The sequence below is a fragment of the Flavobacterium sharifuzzamanii genome, from assembly GCF_003254585.1.
GTDB lineage: Bacteria > Bacteroidota > Bacteroidia > Flavobacteriales > Flavobacteriaceae > Flavobacterium > Flavobacterium sharifuzzamanii.
This window is the reverse complement of sequence record NZ_QJGZ01000041.1, coordinates 136,989-161,604: the sequence shown is the minus strand read 5'-3', so window position 1 is coordinate 161,604 and position 24,616 is coordinate 136,989. Positions and strand designations below refer to the sequence as shown.

Sequence of the window (24,616 nt, the reverse complement as noted above, 5' to 3'; positions counted from 1 at the left end):
CTTACACAATGGAAATTATAAAATGGGGAATTATTGGCTGCGGAAATGTAACTGAAGTAAAAAGCGGGCCAGCTTTTCAGAAAGCTCCAAATTCTGCTTTAGTTGCCGTGATGCGAAGAGATGCTGCTCTTGCCGAAGATTACGCCAAACGTCATAACGTTCCTAAATGGTATTCAAATGCTGAAGATTTAATAAATGATCCAGAAGTCGATGCTGTTTATATTGCCACTCCTCCATCTTCTCATAAAGAATATACTATTTTATGCGCCAAAGCAGGAAAACCAGTTTATGTAGAAAAACCTATGGCTCTGACTTTTGAAGAATGCAATGAAATGATCAGCGCTTGCAAAGAACATAATGTTCCGTTATTTGTTGCTTATTATAGAAGAGCTCTGCCTCGTTTTTTGAAAATAAAAGAAATAATCGATCAAGGGAAATTAGGATCTATAAGACATGTAAACTGTGTTTTGTATCATCCTTTTGAAGCTCGTTATGACGACGAAATCAATCTTCCGTGGACAGTTTTACCGCATATTTCTGGAGGCGGGATTTTTGTGGATTTAGCTTGCCATACTTTAGATTTCCTAGATTTTGTTTTGGGTCCAATAAAATCAGTTCGTGGGCATGCAACTTCTCAGTTAATGGCTTATCCTGCTGAAGATGCAGTTTCGATGTCATTTTTATTTGAAAACGGAATTCACGGCTCAGGCATTTGGAATTTTGCGAGTTTTGAACGTTACGATAATACTGAAATTGTTGGTGATAAAGGAAAAATTTCATTCTCTACTTTTGGAAATGATCCTATTCATATTCAATATGTAAATGGAGAAAAAGAAAGTATTACTATCGAGAATCCATTACATATTCAGCAACCATTTATTGAAACTGTTATTGCTGAATTATTAGGAAAAGAAGACGCTTCTCCTTCTAAAGGAACTTCTGGCGCGAGAACCACTTGGGTTATTGATCAGGTTTTAAAAGAGTTTAGAGAAGCTTCAAAATAGTATTTATTTGAGTTGTCCAGCTTTAGCTTGGCTAATACATGAAAAATCTTAGTCAAAGTTTTTAACTTTGACTAAGATAAAACTGGGTAGTTTGTCATTTCGAGGAACGAGAAATCTTCGCGAGAAACTCCATCCCAATTGTCACCAATCTTTGTAGAGCTACTTGTGGAGATTTCTCGTTCCTCGAAATGACAAAAATGCGCATAAAAAAAGAGGATATTCTTTCGAATATCCTCTTTTTTTTAAACTATAAACTATAAAAAAATGGAAAAACTATAAGCTGTATTTGATACCTAATGTTAATCCTAAACCAGAAATACCAACATAAGAACTTAAATCGTCTGTTGCTTTTGTATTATCAAAACCTGCAGCATTTGTAACCATACTATTAGAATTAGCATCGATTTTGCTATGGTAGTTCGTATGATTAGCAGAATATGAAGCAGCTCTAAATGCAGTTGTTGTATTTAATTTATCTACACCATTTTCAGTATAATCAGTAGTTTCTTTTGTTTTTCCGTGAACAGTAAAGTTACGGTACTCTAATTCTGCAAAAGCAGAAATATGTTTCCCTAATTTGTAAGAAGTACCAATAGCAGCCATAAATCCAATTGTTGCATTTGGCTTAACTACATCTTTAGAGTAAGCATCAGTTTTTGCAACTTGGTTAGCACCTACAAATGTTGTATACTCTCTATTTGTTTTAATATCTAAAGTACCGTGAATTGGAACAATTACTCCAACTTTAGTATAAGGCTCAAAACCATGAGCTTCTCCTAAAAACATTACAAGTGATGGAGCTAAATCAAAAGCTTTAATTTGTCCTTCCGCAGTAAAACTCACATATGTAGCAGCAGGGCTAGCAGCAGGATTATATGAAATAAGTCTATCTGTTGTCTGAGCCATTGTTTTACTATTACTGATATAATAGTTTGCAGACATCTCAACTCCTAAACGAGTAGAAAAACGGTAACCAGCAGTAATACCACTTCTAAAACCTTGTCCAAAAGAACCTGTTACACTTTCTCTTGAAACTAATTTATTATTAGCTAAAGTACCAGAATACACATCTCTGTTTGGTGCTTGACCTCCCACTTCTGGAAACTCAGTTGAAGCAGTTTGGTTGAAATATGATCCTCCTAATTTAAAATACCAGCTTTCTGGTTTTTCCGCTTTTTCTGTTTGCGCCATTGTGGCCATAGAGCAAACTAATAATCCTAATAAAAATAGGTTCTTTTTCATAATTTTGATTTATTGATTAGTACAAACATAGAATATTTTAACACATTCTTACAGTTTGTAAAGTTAGACTTGGAACGAAAACGTTGTAATTTTGGGCAATATTACTAAAAAAGTATTATGCATGCATATTTTTAACATAAAAATTTAACATCTGTTCAAATTTTAACTGTTAATTTTTTAGTTGAGTTTAAAATTAATCTGCATTTTCTCCAATTCCTGCAATAATTCAGCTGAAATTTTCACTTTCAAACGGCGGCTAGGCATCGTTAATTTGGTTACCACTTTTATTTCTTCAACTTCATTTACTTCTTGAATCTTTGTATCTTCCATCGCACTATCTTCATTTTCATTTTCAGCTTCAAAAACAGCATCATCTGCTTCAAAATCGGCTGGTGTTTCTACCTCAACTAAGCGCTTTATTTTTTCTAATTCCATAATTTCAAAAGTCACCGAATTCTCTCCTTTGTTTTCAGCAAACAAATGACTCAGTTTATGAATAAATTCAGGATGAAGATCTTTAATATTCAATAATACAATCAGTTTTTTAGCAAAAGCTTCCAAAATATCCTGTAGCTGGCGAATCTCAACAAACTGCATTCTAGGATCAGATTTCTTTCCTGTATCATGATTGACCCATCCGTCTTTGATCAATATTTTCAAAAAGGCAAAATTGTTCTGAATTAAGAAGTGGCGGAATTTCAAATACTCTTCCCCAAAAATCTTAAACTCATAACTCTCATCATAACCTTCTAAGTTGAAAGCTGCCCAACCTTTTCCATTCTTTGCTACACGATGTTGTACGTTATTAATGATTCCGGCAAACATTAGATTTTTCCCAACATATTCATTCATGCTTTTCAGTGCTTCCAAACGAGAATTACAGAAATATTTCATTTCAAATCTAAAATCGTCAAGCGGATGCCCCGAAATATAGATTCCAACAACTTCTTTCTCTTTTGCCAGTTTCTCCATTGTACTCCAGTCTTCGCACGGAGGCACAACTGGTTCAGCGATTTGCACTTCGCTGGTTTCCCCAAACAAACTTACCTGAGATGAGTTTTCATTTTCCTGAAACTTCGATCCGTAACGCATTGCTTTTTCGTAGAATGTGATGCCATCTCCATCATCGTGGAAATATTGGGCTCTGGTCGTTCCTTCAAACGAATCGAAACCTCCAGCAAGCGCTAAGTTTTCGATCGCCTTTTTATTGGCCGCACGCAAATCAATTCGCTTTGCCAAATCAAAAATCGATTTATATCTTCCGTCTTTTCTGTTTTCAACAATGGTTTCTACAGCTCCAGAACCAACACCCTTAATCGCCCCCATTCCGAAACGAACTGCGTAGTCATCGTTTACGGTAAATTTATAGTACGATTCGTTTACGTCTGGTCCAAGAACTTGTAATCCCATACGTTTACATTCTTCCATGAAGAAAGAAACTTGTTTGATATCGTTCATGTTATTCGAAAGTACCGCTGCCATATATTCGGCAGGATAATGCGCTTTCAAATAAGCCGTTTGATATGCAATCCAGGCATAACAAGTCGAGTGCGATTTGTTGAAGGCGTAACTCGCAAAAGCTTCCCAGTCTTTCCAGATTTTCTCCAGAATCTTAGCATCATGACCTTTTGCGGCTGCTTGCTCGACGAACTTTGGCTTCATTTTATCTAGTACATCTTTTTGTTTCTTACCCATCGCTTTACGCAAGACGTCGGCCTCACCCTTTGTAAATCCTGCCAAAGACTGAGACAAAAGCATTACCTGCTCTTGGTAAACCGTAATTCCGTAGGTTTCAGACAAATATTCGGCACAGGCATCTAAATCGTATTTAATTTCTTCGTCACCATTTTTTCTTCGAACGAAAGACGGAATATACTCCAAAGGTCCCGGACGATAAAGTGCATTCATCGCAATTAAATCTCCAAAAACTGTTGGTTTCAGATCTTTCATATATTTCTGCATCCCAGGTGACTCGTATTGGAAGATTCCAACCGTTTCACCTCTTTGGAAAAGCGCATACGTTTCTTCGTCATCAATTGGGAAAGTATCTGGATTTAATTCGATTCCTGTTCTATATTTTACCAGTTTTACGGTATCTTTTATCAGCGTAAGGGTCTTCAGACCCAAGAAGTCCATTTTAAGCAATCCGGCACTTTCTGCAACCGAGTTGTCAAACTGTGTTACATATAAATCTGAATCTTTTGCAGTGGTAACAGGAACATAATTCGTAATATCCGACGGCGTAATGATTACCCCGCAGGCGTGAATTCCCGTATTACGCATCGATCCTTCCAGAATTTTTGCCTGCTGAATGGTTTCTCCTGCCAAATCATCTTCATTGGCAATGGCGATTAATTCTTTTACATTATCAAATTCGTCAGAACGAAGGGCTTTTTTGACTTCTTCTTCACTTTCAGAAATAAAACGCGCCAAGTTCCATTTTGACGGCATCATTCCCGGAATCAGTTTTGCGATTCTATCGGCTTCAAATAAAGGTAAATCCAGTACACGCGCCGTATCACGAATTGCCGATTTGGTTGCCATTTTACCATAAGTGATAATCTGAGCAACCTGTTTTTGACCGTATTTATTGATTACGTATTCCATTACACGGCCACGACCCTCATCATCAAAGTCGATATCAATATCGGGCATCGATACACGGTCAGGATTTAGGAAACGCTCAAAAAGTAAATCATATTTAATCGGATCAATATTGGTAATACCGAGGCAATATGCAACGGCTGAACCCGCTGCAGATCCACGGCCCGGACCTACCGAAACGTCCATTTTTCTAGCTTCGGCGATGAAATCCTGTACAATCAAAAAGTAACCCGGATAACCTGAATTCGAAATTGTCATTAACTCAAAATCAAGGCGCTCTTGAATCGATTCGGTGATTTCGCCATAACGCCTTTTGGCACCTTCCATAGTAAGGTGTCGCAAATAAGCATTTTCTCCACGAACACCATTGTCTTTTTCATCTTCTGGATCAACAAATTCATCCGGAATTTCAAATTTCGGAAGCAATACATCACGATAAAGCGAATATCCTTCAACCTTATCAATTATTTCTTGAATATTAATAATGGCTTCCGGCAAATCGGCAAAGAGTTTTTTCATCTCTTCTTGCGACTTGAAATAGTATTCCTGATTTGGAAGTCCGTAGCGATAGCCACGTCCGCGTCCAATAGGTGTTGCCTGCTTTTCACCGTCTTTTACGCAAAGCAAAATATCGTGGGCATTGGCATCTTCTTTATTTAAATAATAAGTATTATTGGTAGCAATTAGCTTTACATCGTGTTTTTTAGCAAACTCAATCAAGGTTTTGTTGACACGATTTTCATCTTCCTGATTGTGGCGCATAACTTCCAGATAGAAATCTTCACCAAATTGTTCTTTCCACCAAATTAAAGCTTCTTCGGCTTGGTTTTCACCAATGTTTAGGATTTTACTCGGAATTTCTCCATATAAATTCCCAGACAAAACCATGATATCGCCTTTGTATTGCTCCACAATCTTTCTGTCAATCCTTGGAACATAGTAAAATCCGTCAGTATAAGCAATAGAAGCCATTTTGGCTAAGTTGTGGTAACCCGCTTTATTTTTGGCCATCAAAACAACCTGATAACCATTGTCTTTTTTGCTTTTATCTAAATGATTTTCACAGATATTAAATTCACAGCCTACAATTGGTTTAACCTCTGTCTCTGTTGGTTCTTCTCCTGCTTCAACTAGAGCTTTATTTTTTCCAGAAGCCGCTTTATTGTGGTTCATAACAGCACTCACAAAATGGAAAGCTCCCATCATATTTCCAGTATCGGTCATGGCCACGGCTGGCATTCCGTTTTTAGCTGCAGCCGCAACAATATTCCCAATTCCGATAGTAGATTGAAGTACCGAAAACTGTGTATGATTGTGTAAATGTGCAAATTTTGCTGCTTTGAAATCGGCTTTGTCTTCTTCTGAAACAACATTTTGGGTTCCTTCTCCAGCTAAAGCTTTAAGCTGTTCTCTGATTTTATCAGAAGCTGCTTTTAAATTGATGTGTTTTAAACCAATAAGCTTAAATGGCTCTGGATTTCTTTCCTGAAAATCTTTGAAATATTCCTTCGGAACATCTAATTCTTCTTTGGTAAAAACCTCTCTTCTAACCAATTCAAGAAAACAACGCGTAGTTGCCTCAACGTCGGCAGTTGCGTTGTGCGCTTCCGCGAATGGCTGATCGAAAAGATAGCTGTGTAATTCGGTCAAAGTTGGCAACTTGAATTTTCCCCCACGACCTCCCGGAAGCTGTAATAACGAAGCCGTAACTTCGGTACAAGTATCCAAAACTGGAATCGAAGCCATAGTCGAATCTACTCCCATTCTATGGAATTCGGCTCCCATAATATTAACGTCGAAACCTAAATTCTGTCCAACGATAAATTTGGTTTTGCTTAAGGCAATATTGAATTTCTCTAAAACTTCGGCCAAAGTGATTCCATCGGCTTCAGCCAATTCAGTTGAAATTCCGTGAATACGCTCGGCATCATACGGAATGTTAAATCCTTCTGGTTTTACCAAATAATCCTGATGTTCTACAAGCTGCCCCATTTCATCATGAAGCTGCCACGCGATTTGTATACAGCGAGGCCAATTGTCAGAATCGGTAATCGGGGCATCCCAGCGTTTTGGTAATCCGGTTGTTTCGGTATCGAATATTAAATACATAGAATTATAAAAAGTCAAGTTTTAAAGCTCCAAATTTCATATCTTTCACATTGTAAACCATTGACAACATGAAACATAATAAAATGCAAAATGAAAAATCGGAGGAATTCAAATTTACGCTTTTTTTACAGAAATAAAGAAGCTAAAGTTGTTAACAAAAACGTTAATTAAAACTCCATGAATTCAGTTCGTAAAAAAATTAAACACATAGAAACATAGATTAAAGTTTTCTAAAAAGATAATTAAAAAAATCTAGATTTTTACACATAGCTATGTGTTTTTAAAATAAGTGAAACGCCTTTGTAGACAAAGAAAAACTATGTTTCTATGTGTTCAAAACAATTAAACTCAAAACTTTTTAATCCAAAAACTCTAATTATTCATTTTGGATACTCATTACACCAAAATGAACACTTTCAAACTGCAGTGTATTCTGAACTTTGCTTCATCAAATTATAACAATTAAAAAAACAATAATTATGAAAACAATTTTTATCACAGGCGCATCATCAGGTTTAGGAAAAGCAACAGCAAAATTATTCCACGAGCAAGGATGGAATGTAATTGCAACCATGAGAAATCCCGAAAAAGAAACCGAGCTTTCTCAATTAAAAAACGTAACGCTTTTACCATTAGACGTTACCAATTATGATCAAATTCAAACTACAGTTCAAAAAGCGCTTGAAATTAGTGATATTGACATCGTTTTTAACAATGCTGGTTATGGGTTAATTGGTCCTTTAGAAAGTTTAACTGACGATCAAATCACCAAACAATTAGACACTAATTTATTGGGAGTAATTCGCGTTACAAATGCATTTATTCCTTATTTCAGAGAAAGAAAAAATGGTTCATTTATTTCAACGACTTCTATCGGCGGATTGATTGCTTTCCCTTTAGGATCAATCTATCATGCTACAAAATGGGGATTGGAAGGCTGGAGCGAAAGTATGGCTTACGAATTAAATCCGTTTGGCATAAACATTAAAACAGTTTCTCCTGGAGCAATTAAAACAGAATTTTTGCACGGTTCACTTGACACAAGCACTCTTCCAGAATACGAAACAATGACCAATAAAATGTTCGGAAACGTTGACACCATGTTTGAAATGGCCTCAACTCCTGAGCAAATTGCCAACGTGGTTTATGAAGCTGCTACAGATGGAAAAGATCAATTAAGATATGTTGCGGGTGAGGATGCAAAAGCGCTTTACAAACAAAGACTAGAAGTTGGAGACGAAGTTTTTCGTTCTGAATTTGGTAAACAATTTTTTGGAGAATAATAATTCCTAATAAGGCTATCCAAAAAGCATTGAACATTCTTTTATCAAGCTCCAGAGGAGCTAAATATGTATAGAAATTCAATAATCCGGATACAAAAGAGCTCCAGAGGAGCGAAATATTTATCGCAATGAATATGTCGCTCCGCTGGAGCTCTGCTCTCAATACTAAAAACAATTTCTATAAATATTTCGCTTCTCCGAAGCTAATTTTAGTCTCTTAAATTTTCTTACTTTTATATCATGGAAAAGAAAAACAATAATCCAGCAAAAATCTCTTCTATATCGCAATTTCACGACCTGCTTCAACTGCCAAAACCATTTCATCCGATGGTAAGTTTGGTCGACAATACGCAGTTGGTCATTAATGAAGATTTGGCGAATCATGCCTTTTTGCTTGATTTTTATAAGATCTCTTATAAGTTTTCTACCAAAGGAAAAATGGGCTACGGTCAAGGCTATTATGATTTCAACGAAGGCGGACTTATGTTTGCTTCCCCAACTCAGTTAATTTTTACTGAAAATGAAGAAGGCGTTGAATACGGAGGTTATACACTTCTATTTCATCCCGATTTTATTCGAAATTATCCTTTGGGAAAAAGCATCAAAAAATATGGCTTCTTTTCTTATGATACCAATGAAGCGCTGCATCTTTCAGACAGTGAAAAAACAATTATTATCGGATTATTGCAAAGTATCGACAACGAACTCAATACCGCAATTGATGAAATGAGCCAGGATGTAATTGTTTCATATATTGATGTTTTGCTGAATTACAGCAATCGTTTTTACAAACGACAATTTATTACCAGAAAAACCATCAGTCACGATTTATTATTAAAAGTCGAAGAAACTCTTGATAACTATATCAGCAATTCAGAAACCTTAAAAAGAGGATTGCCAACAGTAGAATTTCTTGCTTCGCAGATTAATGTTTCAAGTCATTACTTAAGCGACATGCTTCGCAACTTAACGGGACTAAATGCGCAACAGCACATTCATTCGAAATTAATAGAAAAATCAAAAGATTTCTTGATTACTACCAATCTTTCAGTAGCAGAAATTGCTTATCAATTAGGTTTTGAGTATCCGCAGTCATTTAGTAAATTATTCAAAAAGAAAACCAATCTTACTCCATTAGAATTTAAAAATTCGTTGAATTAACTTTTAAAAATACTACTCTCAAAAAATCAATTTCTGTCTCAAAAAATCATAAAATTTCATAAAAATACACTTCTTGGATGTCGTAGTATTTTGATGTTTTATTGAATCTAGATAATACCCGAAAAGCACCTTGAAAAGCTTTAAAAAACCCAAAAAACACACTTTTTACAAAGAAATCAAAACTAACAATTATTACTATTTTTATTCATTTTGTTAGATTTTTTCAAACAAATTCTTATATTTTATACTGATTTTGAGATAAATTTGCAAACTATTAAAACAAAAAACAAACAAGAAAAATTAAAGCCGAAAAAGAAAAAGCAAATCAGTTTCTTTATCATTTTTCTTTCAAATTTTAGTCTGCAAAAGCCATTTGGCAATTTGTAAATTAGTTTGGGTATCGTATATAATGAAATATTGAAATTGACGCTTTTTTATCTTTTTTTACTTTTGTTTTGCTATTATAATGAACAGGAAATTGCTGTGGTTATAGAAATTACAATTAAAAAAAATAAAAAATGAGTAAGACATTATTTGACAAAGTATGGGATTCACATGTTGTGCGTAAAATTGAAGATGGACCAGATGTGTTTTTTATTGACCGTCATTTCATTCATGAAGTTACGAGTCCTGTTGCTTTTTTAGGATTAAAATCAAGAGGCGTTAACGTATTATATCCGGAACGTACTTTTGCAACTGCCGACCACAATACACCAACCATAAACCAACATTTACCAGTTCAGGATCCGCTTTCTGCAAACCAGCTTAAAGCTCTTGAAGACAATGCAAACGAATACGGAATTTCGCACTGGGGATTAGGTCACCAAAAAAATGGAATTGTGCACGTAGTTGGTCCTGAAAACGGAATTACTTTGCCAGGTGCTACTATTGTATGCGGGGATTCGCATACATCTACTCACGGTGCTTTTGGAGCTATTGCTTTTGGTATCGGAACATCTGAGGTTGAAATGGTGCTTTCTACGCAATGTATTATGCAGCCTAAACCAAAGAAAATGCGTATCAACGTCAATGGTAAATTAAGCAAAGGTGTTGGTCCAAAAGACGTTGCTCTTTATATTATTGCTCAATTAACTACTTCTGGAGGTACAGGATATTTTGTTGAATATGCTGGTGATGTTTTCGAAAACATGACTATGGAAGGCCGTATGACAGTTTGTAACTTAAGTATCGAAATGGGTGCTCGTGGAGGAATGATTGCTCCTGACCAAACTACTTTCGATTTCTTAGAAGGAAGACTTTACGCTCCAAAAGGAGAAGCTTGGACAAAAGCTGTTGAATATTGGAAAACTTTGAAAACTGATGCAGATGCTATTTTTGATGCTGAATTAAATATCAAAGCTGAAGATATCGAACCAATGATTACTTACGGTACTAACCCTGGAATGGGAATTGGTATCACAAAACATATCCCGAGTGCAAAAGAGGTTGAAGGCGGTGAGGAAACTTACAAAAAGTCTTTAGCTTACATGGGCTTCAACGAAGATGACGTAATGATTGGAAAACAAATCGACTACGTTTTCTTAGGAAGCTGTACAAACGGACGTATTGAAGATTTTAGAGCTTTTGCTGAAATTGTAAAAGGAAGAAAAAAAGCAGATAATGTTACCGCTTGGTTAGTTCCAGGTTCTCACGTTGTTGAAGCTCAGATTAAAGAAGAAGGAATTTTAGATATCCTAACAGAAGCTGGTTTCGTATTGCGTCAGCCGGGTTGTTCTGCTTGTTTAGCAATGAACGATGATAAAGTTCCTGCTGGAAAATATGCAGTAAGTACTTCAAACCGAAACTTTGAAGGTCGTCAAGGTCCTGGTTCAAGAACGCTTTTAGCAAGTCCAATTATGGCTGCTGCAGCTGCTGTTACAGGAAAACTAACAGATCCGAGAGAGCTTTTTTAAAGATTTAGGAATGAAGATTAACGATTTTTGATTTCAGATTTCGATACGCTTCATTAAAAAATCTTCTAAAATTTCAATTTACATTTTACAAAAAACATTAACGATTACAATTTTAAGACACAACAACAAATCTAAAATCAGAAATCGTTAATCTAAAATCAAAAATCAAAATGGCATACGATAAATTTAATATACTTACTAGCAGCGGAGTTCCGTTGCCAATTGAGAACGTAGATACAGATCAAATCATTCCAGCTCGTTTCTTAAAAGCTACAAAACGTGAAGGTTTTGGAGATAACCTTTTCAGAGACTGGAGATATAATGGAGATGATACTCCAAAAGCAGATTTCGTTTTGAACAACCCAACTTACAGCGGGAAAATTTTAGTTGGAGGAAAAAACTTTGGTTCAGGATCTTCTAGAGAGCACGCTGCTTGGGCAGTTTACGATTACGGATTCCGCGCTGTAGTTTCTAGTTTCTTTGCTGATATCTTCAAAGGAAACTGTTTGAATATTGGTGTTTTGCCAGTTCAAATCAGCCCGGAATTTCTAGCTAACATTTTCAAAGCTATTGAAGCTGACCCTAACACAGAATTAGAAATCAATCTTCCAAACCAAACAATTACCTTATTGTCAACTGGTGAGCAAGAATCATTTGCTATTAACGGTTATAAAAAGAACAACCTAATTAATGGTTTTGACGATATTGATTATTTACAAGACATGAAGGAAGACATTAAGGCTTTCGCTGATAAACTTCCGTACTAATAGAAATATCATTCAGTCTATTAGACCCGGCAGGCTTCAAAAACCAGTCGGGTCTTTCTAGAATAAATAGGACGCGGATAAAACAGATTTGCTATCGCAAAGACGCGGAAAAAAACAGATTTTTATTTTTTACTAAAATTAAAATCCGCGTTAATCTGCGTCTTTGCGATAGCAAATCCGTAAAATCTGCGTCAAATTACATCAGAAATATAGAATATCAATATGGAAAAAAGAAAAATTGAAATAATGGATACGACGCTTCGTGATGGTGAACAAACATCAGGAGTTTCATTTTCTGCTGCAGAAAAACTGACCATTGCGCAATTGTTGTTGGAAGAATTAAATATTGATAGAATCGAAATTGCTTCTGCCCGCGTGAGCGAAGGAGAATTTCAGGCTGTAAAAGGCATTACTTCTTGGGCTGAAGAAAAAGGATACATTAACAGAATTGAAGTCCTAACATTTGTTGACGGAGGAGTTTCAATCGACTGGATGAAAAAAGCGGGTGCAAAAGTGCAGAATTTATTGACCAAAGGTTCAATGAATCACTTAACGCATCAATTGAAAAAAACTCCGGAACAGCATTTCGCTGAAATCGCTGAAATCATTGTTTTAGCCAAAGAAAATAACATTGAGACCAATGTTTATCTAGAAGACTGGAGCAACGGAATGCGAAATTCTCCAGATTATGTTTTTCAATTTTTGGATTTCTTAGCAACACAACCAATCAAAAGAGTTTTACTTCCAGATACTTTAGGAGTTTTAATTCCTTCTTTGACTTTTGAATTCATTTCGAAAATCAGGGCAAAATATCCAACCATACATTTTGATTTCCACGCTCATAATGATTATGATTTAAGCGTTGCCAATGTTATGGAAGCGATAAAAGCAGGAATCAACGGACTTCATGTAACGGTAAACGGAATGGGAGAACGCGCTGGAAATGCGCCACTTGAAAGTACTGTTGCTGTCATAAATGATTATCTGCCAGAAGTAAATATCAACGTAAAAGAAACCTCTTTGTATTCTGTAAGCAAGCTGGTTGAAACATTTACAGGTTATAGAATTCCTGCCAACAAACCAATTGTAGGTGACAACGTTTTTACTCAAACTGCCGGAATTCATGCCGACGGAGACAACAAAAACAATCTTTATTTTAATGATTTACTTCCAGAACGTTTTGGAAGAAAAAGAAAATACGCTTTAGGAAAAACTTCTGGAAAAGCCAATATTGAAAAAAATCTTCAGGAATTAGGTTTAAAACTTAACAACGAAGATTTGAAATTGGTTACGCAAAGAATTATCGAACTAGGCGACAAAAAAGAAACTGTTACGAAAGAAGATCTTCCATACATTATTTCAGATGTTTTGGACAGTCATACTTACGAAGAAAGAATCACAATAAACTCTTATATGCTGGTTCATTCTAAAGGAATGCGCCCATCTACGACTTTATCTTTAAATTTAAATGGAGAAATAATCGAAGAAAATGCACAAGGGGACGGTCAATTTGATGCTTTTATGAATGCTTTATCCAAGATTTACAAAAGCAAGAAACTTACGCTTCCAAAATTGATCGATTATGCCGTGAGAATCCCACCAGGAAGTAGTTCTGATGCGTTGTGCGAAACCATTATTACATGGGTCAACAATGGAAAAGAATTCAAAACCCGCGGATTAGATTCTGACCAGACCGTTGCGGCAATTATTGCGACACAAAAAATGCTTAATATAATTACTTAAGGCGCTAAGAGACTAAGGTTGTGAGGTTCTAAGATATTTCTTTGAGCTTAGGACCTTATCAGCTCAGAACCTTAGAACCTTTAAAATAAAAAAAACTTGGACACTAAGAATAAAAAACTTAGAACCTTAGCAACTCAGAATCTTAGAACCTTTTAAAAAATATAGAATGAAATTAAACATAGCCCTTTTAGCCGGCGACGGAATCGGACCAGAAGTAATAAATGAAGCAGTAAAAGTATCAGATGCTGTTGCAAAAAAATTTGGACATGAAATTACTTGGAAACCAGCTTTAACCGGTGCGGCTGCAATTGATGCAGTGGGAGAACCTTATCCAGATTCTACACATGAAGTTTGTAAAAATGCTGATGCCGTTCTTTTTGGAGCAATCGGCCACCCAAAATACGATAACGATCCTTCTGCGCCAGTTCGTCCAGAACAAGGTTTGTTAAAAATGCGTAAAGCATTAGGTTTGTTTGCAAACGTGAGACCAACTTTTACATTTCCATCTTTATTAGACAAGTCTCCTTTAAAAAGAGAAAGAATCGAAGGAACTGATTTAGTTTTCTTAAGAGAATTAACTGGCGGAATTTACTTTGGTGAAAAAGGAAGAAAAGACAACGGAGACACAGCTTACGACAACTGCGTTTACACAAGAGCCGAAGTACAGCGTTTAGCTAAAAAAGGTTTCGAATTGGCAATGACACGTTCTAAAAAATTATGCTGCGTTGATAAAGCAAACGTTTTGGAAACTTCTCGTTTGTGGAGAGAAACGGTTCAAGCAATGGAGAAAGATTATCCAGAGGTTGAAGTTAGCTACGAATTTGTTGACGCTGTCGCAATGCGTTTAGTTCAATGGCCAAATTCTTACGACGTATTAATAACTGAAAACTTATTTGGAGATATCTTAACAGACGAAGCTTCTGTAATTTCAGGTTCAATGGGATTAATGCCTTCTGCATCTATGGGAGCTGAAGTATCTTTATTTGAACCAATTCACGGTTCTTATCCTCAAGCTACAGGATTAAACATAGCAAACCCAATGGCTACTATTTTATCTGCTGCTATGATGTTCGAAAATTTCGGATTAATGGAAGAAGGAAAAGCGATGAGAGATGCTGTAAACAAAGCTTTAGAAGCAGGAGTAGTTACTGAAGATTTAGCTAATGGAGGCAAAGCATACGGCACTAAAGAAGTTGGTGACTGGTTAGCTGCGAATGTATAACAGTTTATTTTGTCTGCTTCGCCCGTTCGGCTAAAGCCTCGGGTCAAGTTTCAGGTTGTTGGAACGTGAAACTTGAAACAAATAAAACCTGAAACAAAAAAAGGGATCAACTTTCGTTGATCCCTTTTATATTTTAGAAAAAAAACATTAATATTCTCTTCTGTTTCCGCGATCTCCGCCACGGTTGTTTCCGTAACCACCGCGATCGTTTCCTCCGCGATTGTTATTAAAACTTCTTCTTTCGCCCTCTGGTTTTGGCTCAGATTTATTTACAACGATTGTACGACCTGAAACAACAGCACCGTTCAATTCATCGATAGCTTTCTGAGCTTCGCTATCATTTGGCATTTCAACAAAACCAAAGCCTTTACTTCTTCCAGTAAATTTATCAGTAATAATTTTAACAGAGTCAACTGTTCCATAAGCCTCAAAAGACTCTCTTAAATCTGCTTCCTCAATACTGAATGGAAGGCTTCCAACGAAAATATTCATAGATATTTATTTAAATAAAAAACAAATGTAGTCTTATTTAAATCTAATCCACTATATTATCAATTTATTTAAGTTTTTATTCTGATTTGAAGTAATCTAAACAGTTAACTTAATTGTTAACAGGAACAAAGTTTCCTCCTGATGTCACTGGGATTTTATAGAAAACTCCTTCCGAAAAATGCATGGTTTGTTTTTCGGCATTAGGATCAGTATTAACTGCTGTAAATTTAAATGTCCCCGAAATAGTATTATCGACAGTATTATATTCTGTAACGACAATTTCTCCAGTTCCTTTGCCAGTTCCAGTACTAAATTCTGCTTCTTGTCCTTTATAAGTATTTTTATAAATGGCTTTTACATCATCATTTATACCTAAGATATATGTCTTCTCAGCTGGCTCAGGAAGTTGAAATCGTACTTGCTCTAAACCTAAAGACCCTTCAATACTAAAAAAATTATTCGTTTCGATTCCAGCTTCATAAACTTGTGCTCTCCAAAAAGTATTATCTTTTAAGGACTGAAAAGCTGGATTATTAAATTTTATATCCTCTGTACAAGATACAAGCAGTAGTAAAAGTGATAAAAAGTAAAAGTATTTTTTCATATTTAAAATGAATTTGATGCAAAAGTATCGCATTAAGAGCTAAATACTTAAATTAAAAAGTCAAAAAAATGCTAAAAAAACAGCTCAAATATATTTAATCTCTTTTAAAACGTGTTTTTCATAAAAAAATTATATCTTTGCGCCCTTAATTAACAGAGGTCGAGTACCTCAAAATTTAATCACTAGATTATGTCAGTAAAAATTAGATTACAAAGACACGGTAAAAAAGGAAAACCTTTTTACTGGGTAGTAGCTGCAGATGCACGTTCAAAAAGAGATGGTAGATACTTAGAGAAAATCGGTACTTACAATCCAAACACTAACCCAGCAACTGTTGAGTTAAACCTTGACAGCGCAGTTAAATGGTTACACAATGGTGCTCAACCAACTGATACTGCTAGAGCTATCCTTTCTTACAAAGGTGCTTTATTGAAACACCACCTTGATGGAGGAGTTCGTAAAGGTGCTTTAACACAAGAGCAAGCAGACGCTAAATTAACTGCTTGGTTAGAAGCAAAAGCTGGTAAAGTTGATGCTAAAAAAGATGGTTTATCTAAAGCAAAAGCTGATGCTAAAGCTACAGCATTAAAAGCAGAGAAAGAAGTTAACGCTAAGCGTATAGCTGACGCTGCTGCTGCACAAGCTGAAGCTGTTGCCGCTGCACAAGCTGCTGAGGCTACTGAAGAAGTTGCTGAAGTTACTGAAGAAGCTCCTGCTGCTGAAGAGAATAACGAAACAACTGAAGCATAATTTTACTTAGCGATAATGCGTAAAGAAGATTGTTTTTATTTAGGTAAAATCGCTAAAAAATTTAGTTTCAAGGGTGAAGTCTTAGTCTATTTAGACACGGATGAACCTGAGTTATACGAAAATCTGGAATCAGTGTTTGTTGAAAGCAACAAACACTTGGTTCCTTTTTTTATTGAAACAAGTTCATTACACAAAAACGACTTTTTAAGAGTTCGTTTTGAAGATGTAAATACCGAAGAAGATGCAGATGCCTTAGTAGGTAGCCCTATTTATCTTCCTTTAACCATGTTGCCAAAACTTACTGGCAACAAATTCTACTTCCACGAAGTTATTGGTTTCGAAATTGAAGACAAACGTTTAGGCGTTTTCGGAAAAATAACTTCTATTAATGATTCAACTGCACAACCTCTTTTTGAAGTTTTAAATGGTGAAGTTGAAATCTTAGTTCCAATGATCGATCAATTTCTTGTAAAAATCGATCGTGAGAACAAAAAAGTAATCATGGATCTTCCTGAAGGTCTTATTGAGATGTACTTGTAATTTAGTGTTCAGTCTCAGTTTTAAGTGTTCAGTTTCTTATCTGAATTCAAAATCTTAATAATAAATTAGAATTTACTATGTTTCAGTTTAAGCAATTTTCTGTTAAACAAGACAAAACCGCTATGAAAGTAGGCACAGATGGTGTTTTACTTGGTGCTTGGGCTCCTATTTACCATAATCCGTTTAGTGTTTTAGATGTTGGTGCTGGAACTGGAATTATTGCTTTAATGCTCGCTCAACGAACTCATGCAGAACAAATTGACGCTCTTGAAATTGACGAAAACGCTTACGAACAGGCTGTAGAAAATTTTGAAGCTTCTCCGTGGGGCGATAGATTATTTTGTTTTCATGCTGGTTTAGATGAATTTATTGACGAACCAGAAGATGAATATGATTTAATCGTTTCAAATCCGCCTTTTTATGCTGAAGATTATAAAACAGAAAATGAACAACGTGATTTAGCTCGTTTTCAAGACGCAATGCCTTTTGAAGAATTGGTTGAAGCTGCAGATTTATTACTTTCAGAAAATGGAATATTTGCCTTAATAATTCCTTTCAAAGAAGAAGAAAAATTTATTGCTTTAGCAAAAGAAGCAGAATTATATCCGATAAAAATTACTAGAGTAAAAGGAACTCCAAAATCTGAAATCAAACGTAGTTTACTGGCCTTTAGCCGAAATGAAGTTTCTAAAATTGAAATCGATGAATTAGTGATCGAAATCGAGCGCCATGTTTATACTCCCGAGTATATTGAACTGACTAAAGATTTTTATTTGAAATTTTAAACCTGTTCAAAAATATTCTTAAACTGATACAGGATTCGTTCGATTAAACGCAGATCTTCGGTTACAATCTCTGCATTCCCTTTCATTTCTTGCTGAAAGGTAATCTTTTTATCGTATGATGTTTTTAGTCCATTTGGAAGAGCAACATCTATAAGAAGATTTCCATCCTTATCAGGAACCAATGAAATATTTTTGATTTCGCCTTTCAAAACACCAAATTCTCTGTCGGGATAATTGGCTAAACGGATATTAACACGTTGCCCTACTTTGATTTTTCCTGAATTTAAAGCCGGCGCTTTCACTTTTCCTATAAAACTGTTTTTAGCGTCCGGAATTATAGAAAACACATTGTCCCCAACGTTTATAGTTTGATTTTCATTCCAAACTTGCAGAAAAGTCACTTTACCACTAATGGAAGATTTTAGCGCATAGGCTAATTCCCAGTCTCTTATTACTTTTTTCAGCTGATAAAAAGATTGTGAAACATTGCGTCCGAGATTAACTTCTTCCCTAGTGCTATTTATCTGCGAATTCTGACTTGATTTTGTATTATCAATCAAAGAAGACCTTAATTGAGAAATTGACGACAGCAAGCCTCTATAATTCTTTTGAGCCTGAAGAAAACTCAGTTTTTTGGCCTCCATTTCTTGGGCAGAAATAATTCCTTTATTGAATAAAGTTTCAAAACGCGCCACTTCATTTCTCTGAAGCTCAAGTTCGCGCTCATTAATTGTTTTCTGCTGCTGCAGGATTTCTATTCTTTCGGTTATTTGGATTTTTTCGGACTGCTGCGCTCTACTTTCCACTTGAAAAGGATGCAGATCTTTATTTAATTCCTGTGCCTGATAATCCTTCTGAAATACTGCAAACGCACTTTCTATTTCTCCTAACTGCTTATTTTGTAATAATTCAAAAGGAAACTCTTTTTTTGAACTATTTATATCATAGCTATCAACTATCTTTTTCAGCAAAAAAACATCTTTATAATTGGCTGTATTTTCAATTATAGCAAGTATACTATTTTTAGCAACCACCATTTTGTTTTTAACTAAAATAGCTTCAATGCGCCCAGAAGACTTTGACACTATTTTCTCTGGAGGAATATTAGTTGTAATTACAATTTCCGTTTTTACAACATCTGGATATTTGACAAACCAAGAAACAAAAAACAGCATGATTATTATGGCAAATATCAAAACGGTTCCCCATCGTATCATCCAATGCGGTACTTTGGTTAGGATATCCTGAACCTCTTCGCTTCTTAATTCAAATGTATCTTCGTTCATACTCAATTTCCTAATTGCAGCTGATTTCTAACCAGTTCAAAATAATTTCCTTTTTGTTCTACTAATGCCGAATGGCTTCCTATTTCGATAATTTTTCCTTTCTCTAAAACTACAATCTGATCTGCATTCATAACCGTACTCAATCGATGCGCTATTACCACCACTGTTTTCTCTTTAAAAAAGAGATCGAGCTTTTTCATAATCTCCTTTTCATTATTTGCATCAAGAGCTGAAGTTGCTTCATCAAAAAATAAAATTTCAGGATTTTTGTAAACTGCCCGTGCAATTAATAACCGCTGTTTCTGACCAGTACTCATACCTAATCCTTCTGCCCCTATTTTGGTATTGAAACCTAAAGGAAGCTCGCTAATGTAGCTTTTAATATTGGCAACATCCGCCGCATACAACAATCTTTCTTTATCAATATGATCTACTCCAAAAGCAATATTATTAGCAATTGTATCACTAAAAATAAAACCTTCTTGCATTACGGCACCAATATTAGATCTCCAGGCATTTTGTGATATGTTTTTAAGCTGTGTATTGCCAATTAGGACTTCTCCTTTTTCAGGTTCGTAGAACTTCAAAAGCAATTTCATTAAGGTTGTTTTACCGCTTCCGCTGACCCCTACTATCGCTGTTACTTTATTGGAGGGAATTAACAGGCTCAAATTATCTAAAACAGGAACATCTGCTCCTAAATAACGAAACGTAAGATTTTTAATTTCGATATCTACATCTTGCGGCACATCGCTTGTTTGATTAATTTCCTGCTGTAATTCGTCTTCTTTCTGATGAATTTCGGACAATCTGGCAAGTGAAATCGTAGCATCTTGTAATTCTCGTACAAACTCAATCAACTGAGTAATCGGGCCGTTTAAACTTCCAACTATAGCACTTATTGCAAGCATTGTCCCCAGTGTGATAGAACCATCTATGACCAATTTAGCCGACAAGAAAATGATAAATATATTCTTTAACTCATTAATAATCGAAGAGCCAATTGTTTGTGTCTGTTCTAAAATCAGTCCTTTTATCGAAACTCTGAAAAGTCTTGCCTGAACATACTCCCAACCCCATCGCTTTTGTTTTTCGGCATTGTGAAGCTTAATTTCCTGCATTCCGTTTATCAGCTCCATTACTTTACTCTGTTCTTTTGAAACCTCCGCAAACCGTTTATAATCTAATGCCTTTCTTTTTTTCAAAAACAGTACGATCCAGCCAAAGTAAAGAAGGCTTCCTCCAAAGAAAACAAGAAATATTTTCAAATTGAAATAGGCTAAAACAGCTCCCATCACAAACATATTAATTACAGAAAAGAACACATTAAGCGATGATGTAGTAAGTATTTTTTCGATACGGCGATGATCATTTATCCGCTGCATAATATCACCTGTCATTCTCACATCAAAAAAGGAAATTGGCAGACTCATTAATTTGATAAAGAAATCGGAAATAAGAGAAATATTGATTCTCGTTGACAAATGCAATAAAATCCAGCTTCTAATAAGTTCTAAACCTGTTCTCCCAGCGAAAACAAAAAGCATCGCAAAGAGAATCAGATAAATAAAATGGATATTTTGATTCTGAATACCTACATCGACAATGCTCTGGGTTAAAAATGGAAAAATCAGGTTAAGCAAACTGCTTGCTAAAAGCCCTATTGCAAGCTGGATAAGGAACGATTTGTATTGAAATAAATACTTGAAAAGGAATCTGAATCCTAATCCTGAATTTTCTTCTTTGTCAAAATCAGATTGAAAAAATTTAGGTGTTGCTTCGATCAGCAATGCAATTCCTTCTTTCGTTTTATCGTCGGCATTATTACCAATCCAAAACTTCACAAATTCTTCTTTATTGTAGTCCAAAAGACCAAAAGCGGGATCTGAGATGTAATATCTTCCTTTTTTAATTTTATAAAGAACTACATAATGATTATCATTCCAGTGCAGGATACAAGGTAATGGAGCTTCTTCAATTCTTTTTACAGACAATTTTACGCCTAAGGTCCTAAATCCAATTTTCTCGGCTGCACCACTCAAAAAAAGCAAATTACTTCCTTCACGAGTTGTTTCGCTAAAATCTCTCAACTCCTGAATATTGATTGTTTTACCGTAATATTTAGCAATAATTTTTAAACATGTCGGGCCACAATCTTTTTGATCAGCTTGTCTATAGTGAATGAATCGTTTCAATTGTTTTTGATTTATTAAAGGCCAAATTAAGAAAAAAAATTCTTGTTAATCCATAAAAAAAACAGAGAAGACCTAAATCTTCTCTGTTTCAGTATTTAAAAACAAATTTTTAGCAACACAATTTCTTTAGGACATGGCCGCGGTTACCCTAACCAAATAAAAACAACCTATCGGCCAACTCCTAAGAATCTCAGTACCAATCATCAATACTGAGAAAATGCTCAATGTTCCACGATCGAGCGCCTATACATTCAAAAAAAACATGACTAAATTCTAAATAAGGCTATATCGTATTACTTTTAAAAAAGTTAAAAATCAACAACAAAGACGACTTGTATCACAAATACCCGATGATGTATTTAGCGGACAAGTTTCGCCTGGCGGTATTAAAAAGCATCCTGCCTCTAAAGCATAAACCCAACATTCTGGAATTCCTCCTTTTATGTTTTTTTGCTCATTTTTATTAATGCATTGAGCACCTTCTAGGTTTAAGATCTTCTTTAACATAATCAATACCTTTTTTATATAACAACAGTATTTTATCTATTGTTAATTAATATTAAAAATTAGCAAGCAGAGTATTTCTCAACAGCAGTATCATGACAATTAAGTTCTTGTAAATACTCGTTTCCCAAAATATTTTTCTGCTCTTTTTTTGTCAGCTTTCTTGTTTCTTTGCTTTTTAAAATCTTTTCTAACATAACTGGCTATTTACGTTTTTTGGTTTAAGCCTCAAATCTGTAATAACTTTTGATACTTATTTTTCTCTAACAGCCTCCGAAATAGCTATTTGGTATACAGTTCCAGTATGTTGGCACGGTTCCAAATTCTGTACATCTTTTGGCCTTAAATCCATCTTCACAAATTGGAGCATGATCTCCATTTATTGTTTTCAGTTCATTAGCAGTCAATTCTACTGCACCTTTCAATTTCAAAATATTCTTTAACATAACTGCAGGTTTTTTAATCGGGGTTATTTTCTTCTATTTTAGCAGTCGAAGCTTCTGCATTTCTAAGCTATCTTTTCAAGAACTTGAACTTCCTCTACATAATCATTCAAGAAATATTTTAACTCGTTCAATTCGTATTCATTTGGAAATAGCCTTTCGTTTACAATTTTAATAGGTGTGTAATTAAAATTGTTCATAGAGCACCAATCATATTGTTTCTGAATTTCCTGATTTATCATCATGCTTACAGATTCAACATTCCATTTTTTAAGCCATTTTTTGTGAGTCATTCTCTTAATATACCAATCAGAAATTGCTTCAACTGTTTTTCCAGGTGACGTCCTGTTAATAGTTAAAAGTCTTTCTACAACTGCCTTGTAAGGATTGTCATTGTTTTCAGGATTAATATTAAAAAGAACATTCAAATATATTTTGTCTGGAAACTTCAATACTAAATCAAAAGCTTCTTGAAAAGTTCTATAGCAATGCCCACAGCTAGGACTAAGAATTACAGAAAGTCTAACTCCAGCATTTTTGTTGCCAAATGTCAATCCTCTTAAATCTTCAAATCCTTTTGTATATTTTACTTTTTTAGACAAGAAGTTTAATAAAGAGTAATTTCTTTTAAATTTCTTAAGCTCTTTTAGAGAGTTTTCGTTATCAAGCATTTTTCTTATCATTACTTTAACTGCTGCCCAAATTGGTATTAAAAGCAATAAAGAGAATACATAAGGAAAGATTTCATTAAAACTGAAACTCAATGTGAAAAAATCAGACGAAAACCAAACAATGCTTTGTGCCAATATTAAAAATGATATTGCAAGACACATTATGCACCATTTTTGAATCTCAAACTTTTGAATCCAGATCGAACAAACTATTATTGGAATTGCCAAAAGACTTAAGAATCCAACAAAAACTGCTGAACTTAAAGGATTAACCAATATTGCTACAATACTTGAACTAAAGAAGAGCAATGGCAAATCTGAGAAACTCAGCCATCTATTTGCAATATCATCATTGAAGCTTATTACAGAATGACAAGAAGAATTAGAACTCAAATTACAGAATTTTGAAATTACAGTATTTTTAACTCCCCATCTTTCCTGAACAATAAATATGCTTACAATTAGCCCCAAAACTGATGTTACCAAATACGAAGCGCTAAACCAATCAAAACGATTATAGTAGAAAGACAATCCCCCTACAAGCACAAGAGGCAGAAAATATTTTAGCCAGTTGTATTCTATTTTTAAATTATCTCTTGCTACGACATTGTTTGGCTCAATGGCAACAATTACTCCATTCCAATCTAAGAGAAATTTATCATAGGATAACTTTTGTACTCCTTTTTTTGTAGTTGTAATTCTAACACCGCTTTTAATCTTTTCAACTAGCGTCAATTCATCTTTAAAATACGCCAAAAAATTTGAAGGCAACTCTTCAATCTGTTCTTTCGAAACTCTTACAGCTGCATTCTCTACAGAAAGCAAATCAAACGAGTCTGTAATGGCAAACAAACTCGGATAATTTGGATGAGACAAAAACAGGTCCTTAAACTCATTTTTGATATCTGAGTATCGATTGATTTGCAGAAATTTTTGGACCAGTTTTAACATCGTTTTTTAATGTTTTAAAATCATAATTACACTGCAAAGATTGGGGTTTTTATTGATAAAAATCACATAAACACATACATTTTATTAATTATACCACATACAATTTATAAATTATACCAAGTATAGTAAACTTCGCAATACCCTGACACACTTAAGATTACATGTTTATTCTTTCAACAAAAAGCTCAAAAAGCCCATTTTCGATTAACGGTTTTGCTTTTTATCTAGTTTTGGATAGGTAATAATCTAAACATTGGAAAACATGAAAATAAGGACAAGAAAATGACATGATTTTGAAGAAAGAAAATCATAAAAAGAGGTCAAAAAAATGACTTCAAATCGTCAAA

Annotated in this window: 20 protein-coding genes; 10 read left to right on the top strand and 10 right to left on the bottom strand. The window is 34.9% G+C overall.

Annotation, left to right across the window (positions count from 1 at the left end; translation table 11 throughout):
* Positions 1–8 precede the first annotated feature (8 nt).
* Positions 9–1,004 carry a Gfo/Idh/MocA family protein gene (locus DMA14_RS17945; protein WP_111425950.1) on the top strand — a complete coding sequence of 332 codons (996 nt, stop codon included), beginning with the start codon at positions 9–11 and terminating at the stop codon, positions 1,002–1,004.
* Between the two features lie 273 nt (positions 1,005–1,277).
* Here the strand turns inward: DMA14_RS17945 and DMA14_RS17940 are convergent, their stop codons facing one another.
* Positions 1,278–2,246, bottom strand: coding sequence for an outer membrane beta-barrel protein (locus tag DMA14_RS17940; protein WP_111425949.1), 969 nt, complete (start codon positions 2,244–2,246; stop codon positions 1,278–1,280).
* Between the two features lie 177 nt (positions 2,247–2,423).
* Positions 2,424–6,959 (bottom strand): DNA polymerase III subunit alpha, encoded by a 4,536-nt coding sequence (gene dnaE / locus DMA14_RS17935; protein WP_111425948.1) that lies wholly within the window; start codon positions 6,957–6,959, stop codon positions 2,424–2,426.
* 479 nt (positions 6,960–7,438) lie between these two features.
* On the opposite strand from dnaE, the gene DMA14_RS17930 reads away from it, so the two are divergent.
* The 6 genes from DMA14_RS17930 to leuB all read left to right on the top strand — a co-directional run bounded on the left by DMA14_RS17930 (position 7,439) and on the right by leuB (position 15,048).
* Positions 7,439–8,242 (top strand): SDR family oxidoreductase, encoded by an 804-nt coding sequence (locus tag DMA14_RS17930; RefSeq protein ID WP_111425947.1) that lies wholly within the window; start codon positions 7,439–7,441, stop codon positions 8,240–8,242.
* A 240-nt stretch (positions 8,243–8,482) separates the two neighbouring features.
* Positions 8,483–9,403, top strand: a complete 921-nt coding sequence (locus DMA14_RS17925) for a helix-turn-helix domain-containing protein (RefSeq protein ID WP_111425946.1) — start codon at positions 8,483–8,485, stop codon at positions 9,401–9,403.
* 518 nt (positions 9,404–9,921) lie between these two features.
* A complete protein-coding gene (leuC, locus tag DMA14_RS17920; protein ID WP_111425945.1) occupies positions 9,922–11,316 on the top strand; it encodes a 3-isopropylmalate dehydratase large subunit in 1,395 nt (464 codons plus the stop codon).
* Positions 11,317–11,486: 170 nt separating this feature from the next.
* Positions 11,487–12,083 (top strand): 3-isopropylmalate dehydratase small subunit, encoded by a 597-nt coding sequence (gene leuD / locus DMA14_RS17915; protein ID WP_026727052.1) that lies wholly within the window; start codon positions 11,487–11,489, stop codon positions 12,081–12,083.
* A 222-nt stretch (positions 12,084–12,305) separates the two neighbouring features.
* Complete coding sequence (locus tag DMA14_RS17910; protein ID WP_111425944.1) at positions 12,306–13,826, top strand: alpha-isopropylmalate synthase regulatory domain-containing protein; 1,521 nt, start codon at positions 12,306–12,308, stop codon at positions 13,824–13,826.
* A gap of 166 nt (positions 13,827–13,992) precedes the next feature.
* The gene (leuB, locus tag DMA14_RS17905) at positions 13,993–15,048 is read left to right on the top strand and encodes a 3-isopropylmalate dehydrogenase (protein ID WP_111425943.1); all 1,056 of its coding nucleotides are present in this window, start codon (positions 13,993–13,995) and stop codon (positions 15,046–15,048) included.
* Between the two features lie 147 nt (positions 15,049–15,195).
* Here the strand turns inward: leuB and DMA14_RS17900 are convergent, their stop codons facing one another.
* The gene (locus tag DMA14_RS17900; RefSeq protein WP_012023384.1) at positions 15,196–15,540 is read right to left on the bottom strand and encodes an RNA recognition motif domain-containing protein; all 345 of its coding nucleotides are present in this window, start codon (positions 15,538–15,540) and stop codon (positions 15,196–15,198) included.
* 109 nt (positions 15,541–15,649) lie between these two features.
* Positions 15,650–16,144 (bottom strand): DUF6252 family protein, encoded by a 495-nt coding sequence (locus DMA14_RS17895; protein WP_111425942.1) that lies wholly within the window; start codon positions 16,142–16,144, stop codon positions 15,650–15,652.
* Between the two features lie 189 nt (positions 16,145–16,333).
* On the opposite strand from DMA14_RS17895, the gene DMA14_RS17890 reads away from it, so the two are divergent.
* The 3 genes from DMA14_RS17890 to DMA14_RS17880 all read left to right on the top strand — a co-directional run bounded on the left by DMA14_RS17890 (position 16,334) and on the right by DMA14_RS17880 (position 18,219).
* A complete protein-coding gene (locus DMA14_RS17890) occupies positions 16,334–16,894 on the top strand; it encodes a 30S ribosomal protein S16 (protein WP_111425941.1) in 561 nt (186 codons plus the stop codon).
* Positions 16,895–16,909: 15 nt separating this feature from the next.
* A complete protein-coding gene (gene rimM / locus DMA14_RS17885) occupies positions 16,910–17,434 on the top strand; it encodes a ribosome maturation factor RimM (protein WP_008466225.1) in 525 nt (174 codons plus the stop codon).
* A gap of 77 nt (positions 17,435–17,511) precedes the next feature.
* The gene (locus tag DMA14_RS17880; protein ID WP_111425940.1) at positions 17,512–18,219 is read left to right on the top strand and encodes a tRNA1(Val) (adenine(37)-N6)-methyltransferase; all 708 of its coding nucleotides are present in this window, start codon (positions 17,512–17,514) and stop codon (positions 18,217–18,219) included.
* Here the strand turns inward: DMA14_RS17880 and DMA14_RS17875 are convergent.
* From DMA14_RS17875 to DMA14_RS17860, 6 genes are all read right to left on the bottom strand, one after another.
* Positions 18,216–19,505 carry an HlyD family secretion protein gene (locus tag DMA14_RS17875; RefSeq protein ID WP_111425939.1) on the bottom strand — a complete coding sequence of 430 codons (1,290 nt, stop codon included), beginning with the start codon at positions 19,503–19,505 and terminating at the stop codon, positions 18,216–18,218. The genes DMA14_RS17880 and DMA14_RS17875 overlap by 4 nt on opposite strands.
* A gap of 2 nt (positions 19,506–19,507) precedes the next feature.
* Complete coding sequence (locus DMA14_RS17870) at positions 19,508–21,700, bottom strand: peptidase domain-containing ABC transporter (RefSeq protein ID WP_111425938.1); 2,193 nt, start codon at positions 21,698–21,700, stop codon at positions 19,508–19,510.
* Between the two features lie 315 nt (positions 21,701–22,015).
* The gene (locus tag DMA14_RS22790) at positions 22,016–22,207 is read right to left on the bottom strand and encodes a hypothetical protein (RefSeq protein WP_157957735.1); all 192 of its coding nucleotides are present in this window, start codon (positions 22,205–22,207) and stop codon (positions 22,016–22,018) included.
* 59 nt (positions 22,208–22,266) lie between these two features.
* On the bottom strand, positions 22,267–22,401 hold the full coding sequence (locus DMA14_RS23080) for a hypothetical protein (RefSeq protein WP_262510336.1): 135 nt from the start codon (positions 22,399–22,401) through the stop codon (positions 22,267–22,269).
* Between the two features lie 66 nt (positions 22,402–22,467).
* Positions 22,468–22,650 (bottom strand): hypothetical protein, encoded by a 183-nt coding sequence (locus DMA14_RS17865; protein WP_111425937.1) that lies wholly within the window; start codon positions 22,648–22,650, stop codon positions 22,468–22,470.
* A gap of 62 nt (positions 22,651–22,712) precedes the next feature.
* On the bottom strand, positions 22,713–24,269 hold the full coding sequence (locus DMA14_RS17860; RefSeq protein ID WP_111425936.1) for a vitamin K epoxide reductase family protein: 1,557 nt from the start codon (positions 24,267–24,269) through the stop codon (positions 22,713–22,715).
* Between the last annotated feature and the right edge of the window lie 347 nt (positions 24,270–24,616).

Excerpts from the sequence above, each read along its gene's own strand:
- DMA14_RS17945 (WP_111425950.1), top strand. The coding sequence starts at position 9 with ATGGAAATTATAAAATGGGGAATTATTGGCTGCGGAAATGTAACTGAA.
- DMA14_RS17940 (WP_111425949.1), bottom strand. The coding sequence starts at position 2,246 with ATGAAAAAGAACCTATTTTTATTAGGATTATTAGTTTGCTCTATGGCC.
- dnaE (WP_111425948.1), bottom strand. The coding sequence starts at position 6,959 with ATGTATTTAATATTCGATACCGAAACAACCGGATTACCAAAACGCTGG.
- DMA14_RS17930 (WP_111425947.1), top strand. The coding sequence starts at position 7,439 with ATGAAAACAATTTTTATCACAGGCGCATCATCAGGTTTAGGAAAAGCA.
- DMA14_RS17925 (WP_111425946.1), top strand. The coding sequence starts at position 8,483 with ATGGAAAAGAAAAACAATAATCCAGCAAAAATCTCTTCTATATCGCAA.
- leuC (WP_111425945.1), top strand. The coding sequence starts at position 9,922 with ATGAGTAAGACATTATTTGACAAAGTATGGGATTCACATGTTGTGCGT.
- leuD (WP_026727052.1), top strand. The coding sequence starts at position 11,487 with ATGGCATACGATAAATTTAATATACTTACTAGCAGCGGAGTTCCGTTG.
- DMA14_RS17910 (WP_111425944.1), top strand. The coding sequence starts at position 12,306 with ATGGAAAAAAGAAAAATTGAAATAATGGATACGACGCTTCGTGATGGT.
- leuB (WP_111425943.1), top strand. The coding sequence starts at position 13,993 with ATGAAATTAAACATAGCCCTTTTAGCCGGCGACGGAATCGGACCAGAA.
- DMA14_RS17900 (WP_012023384.1), bottom strand. The coding sequence starts at position 15,540 with ATGAATATTTTCGTTGGAAGCCTTCCATTCAGTATTGAGGAAGCAGAT.
- DMA14_RS17895 (WP_111425942.1), bottom strand. The coding sequence starts at position 16,144 with ATGAAAAAATACTTTTACTTTTTATCACTTTTACTACTGCTTGTATCT.
- DMA14_RS17890 (WP_111425941.1), top strand. The coding sequence starts at position 16,334 with ATGTCAGTAAAAATTAGATTACAAAGACACGGTAAAAAAGGAAAACCT.
- rimM (WP_008466225.1), top strand. The coding sequence starts at position 16,910 with ATGCGTAAAGAAGATTGTTTTTATTTAGGTAAAATCGCTAAAAAATTT.
- DMA14_RS17880 (WP_111425940.1), top strand. The coding sequence starts at position 17,512 with ATGTTTCAGTTTAAGCAATTTTCTGTTAAACAAGACAAAACCGCTATG.
- DMA14_RS17875 (WP_111425939.1), bottom strand. The coding sequence starts at position 19,505 with ATGAACGAAGATACATTTGAATTAAGAAGCGAAGAGGTTCAGGATATC.
- DMA14_RS22790 (WP_157957735.1), bottom strand. The coding sequence starts at position 22,207 with ATGTTAAAGAAGATCTTAAACCTAGAAGGTGCTCAATGCATTAATAAA.
- DMA14_RS23080 (WP_262510336.1), bottom strand. The coding sequence starts at position 22,401 with ATGTTAGAAAAGATTTTAAAAAGCAAAGAAACAAGAAAGCTGACAAAA.
- DMA14_RS17865 (WP_111425937.1), bottom strand. The coding sequence starts at position 22,650 with ATGTTAAAGAATATTTTGAAATTGAAAGGTGCAGTAGAATTGACTGCT.
- DMA14_RS17860 (WP_111425936.1), bottom strand. The coding sequence starts at position 24,269 with ATGTTAAAACTGGTCCAAAAATTTCTGCAAATCAATCGATACTCAGAT.